This window comes from Tissierellales bacterium, assembly GCA_025210965.1.
Taxonomy (GTDB): Bacteria; Bacillota; Clostridia; order Tissierellales; family JAOAQY01; genus JAOAQY01.
The window spans coordinates 1-2,683 of sequence record JAOAQY010000169.1; the positions used below are offsets into that span (position 1 = coordinate 1).

Here is a 2,683-nt window from a genome sequence, read left to right on the forward strand (position 1 = left end):
GTACAAGACTCCACTGTACCCATTTTATAATTTTCTTTTTTTAATCGCTCTATAATTGCTACTATAGGATCTTTATCAAAGTTATCTAATACATATTTTTCATCAAATCTAGATAAAATTTCATCTTTTATTGGTTTTATGAGTTTTGATGCACTTTTTTTATTTTTAGATTTAACTGCTAAACGAACCTCTATTGTATTTCGCCCCTTAGCATAGGTGGCAATAGTTACCTCTTCTTGTTTATTTATCAAATCGATTATTTCTGTTTCTATGAAAGATTCACCCAACTTCTCAATATATATTGATTCTGAATAAATCACATCTTCCTTTATAGATTCTAAATATGCCCTTACTCCATGCTCATACACATATTCAAATTCACTTCTAGGTCCAGGCATTAGTATTATATGTTTTGATTCAAATGGGATTATAAGCCCCGGTGCTGTTCCTCTTTTATTTTCTATAACTATTCCACCTTCTGGTACTAATGCTTGTTTTTTATTGTTATCTGGCATGGGTTTATTTATTTTATCGAAAAAATCTTCTATCCACCCCAAGATTTCATTATTTAAAGAAAGCGGTAACCCTAAGGTTTCCGCTACAATTTCTTTAGTCAAATCATCTTGAGTTGGTCCAAGTCCTGCCGTACATATTATGAGATCAGAACGCTCTAATGCATTTTTGATAGTTTCTCTCATCCTATTTGGATTATCACCAATAGTAGTATGATAGTACACTGACATTCCATAATTTTTCAATTCTCTAGACAAAAATTGTCCATGTGTATTCAAAGTATCTCCCATCAAAAGTTCTGTTCCTATATTTATAATCTCACTTTTCACTTTGACCACCTCTGCTAATTATAATTTAGATCCTGCAAATACTTGCTTATTTTTTACTATATAGTCTATACCAGATATTATCGTAAGAGCTACTGCTAGTAGCACTAGTGGTAATTCTATCGCTGTAAATTTACCTAATAACAAAACAATTATAGCAAGCATTTGTGAATTTGTTTTTAATTTACCCCAATTGCTAGCTGCAATAGTTATTCCATCTGATGCTGCTAGTATTCTAAATCCTGTAATTGCAAACTCTCTTGCGATAATTATCATTACAAACCATGGTGAAATTTTGTCTAAATATTGTAAACAAATCAGTGCAGAACACACTAAAAGTTTGTCGGCTAAAGGATCCATAAATTTACCAAACTTAGTAACTAAATTTTGACTCCTCGCTATATAGCCATCCAAAAAATCTGTAATAGATGCTATTATGAAAATAAACAATGCAATATTAGTACTTCTAAGCGTTTCACTTAGTAAAAATAACATAAAAATTGGAACTAACAATACTCTGACTACAGTAAGTTTATTTGGTAGATTCATCTACGATTTCTCCTTTCAAGTCATACTCCATAGCTTCAAGAATTTTTACTTTTACACTATCACCTACCTCATACTTTTGATTTGAATTGAAGAATATAACACCATCTATATCTGGCGCATCCATATAACTTCTCCCGATATACAATTCTTCTTCTTCGACAATCTCGTCGATTATAACCTCATATATATTGTCTACCTTTTTCTCACTATTTTCAAGAGAGATTTTCATTTGAATTTCCATTATTTCATCGCGTCTCTCAAGCTTAATCTCTTCATCCACTTGTCCATCTAATTTATATGAAGGCGTATCCTCTTCATGAGAATATGCAAATACTCCAAGCTTATCAAATCTCGCCTCTTTAACAAAAGCTTTTAATTCATCGAAGTCTTCATCTGTTTCTCCTGGGAACCCTGCTATCAAAGTAGTTCTAATTTGAATATCAGACATCCTAGCTCTCAGTTTTTTCACTAAGCTTTCAATTTGCTCTCTATTTGTATGTCTATTCATTCTCTTTAATATACGATTTGATATATGCTGTATAGGAATATCTACATAATTTGCAACTTTATCATTTCTAGCTATACCATCTATCAATTCATCTGTAAAACAATCTGGATAGATATACAGTATTCTAATCCACTTGATACCCTCTATTGTATTTAATGAATCTAATAGTTCTGGTAGTGCATATCTTCCATACAAATCTTTACCATATCTAGATGTATCTTGAGCTATCAATATAACTTCTTTAACGCCATTTTCAACTAGCGATTCAACTTCGTTTCTTATATCTTCTATTCTTCGACTTCTAAACTTTCCTCTAAGCTTTGGTATTATACAATATGAACATCTATTATCACAGCCTTCTGCAATTTTCACATAGGCTATATGAGAATTTACAAACTCTGATCTATCTGCTAGTTCATAATACTCTTTATCTACGCCTTCTATTTCAACAGCTCTTTTACCACCGTCAATTGTCTTTAATATTTCTATTAGTTGATCTACATCTCCCGTACCAAGTATCGCATCCACTTCTGGCATTTCCTTTAATAATTCACTGTGGTATCTTTGCGCAAGACAACCCGTTACTATTATTTTTTTATTAGGATATTCACTTTTCAACTCTCCAATTTCAATTATCGCATCTATCGACTCTTCTTTCGCATCATTTATAAAACTACAAGTATTTATAACTATATAATCTGCCTCTATAAGATTTGTAGTTACTTTGTAATCTGCATTTTTAGCAATAGACATCATAACCTCTGAGTCTACTGTATTTTTAGAACAC

3 protein-coding genes are annotated in these 2,683 nt (G+C 31.6%); all 3 read right to left on the minus strand.

Annotated features, from left to right (window positions below; all coding sequences use genetic code 11):
- On the minus strand, positions 1-842 hold an 842-nt coding region (locus N4A40_12035), incomplete at its 3' end, for a molybdopterin-binding protein (protein MCT4662584.1).
- Between the two features lie 18 nt (positions 843-860).
- A complete protein-coding gene (pgsA, locus tag N4A40_12040) occupies positions 861-1,388 on the minus strand; it encodes a CDP-diacylglycerol--glycerol-3-phosphate 3-phosphatidyltransferase (GenBank protein MCT4662585.1) in 528 nt (175 codons plus the stop codon).
- A partial coding sequence (gene rimO / locus N4A40_12045; protein MCT4662586.1) for a 30S ribosomal protein S12 methylthiotransferase RimO occupies positions 1,372-2,683 on the minus strand: 1,312 nt, incomplete at its 5' end. The genes pgsA and rimO, both read right to left, overlap by 17 nt.

Coding starts and splice junctions, on each gene's coding strand:
- pgsA (MCT4662585.1), bottom strand. CDS start 1,388: ATGAATCTACCAAATAAACTTACTGTAGTCAGAGTATTGTTAGTTCCA.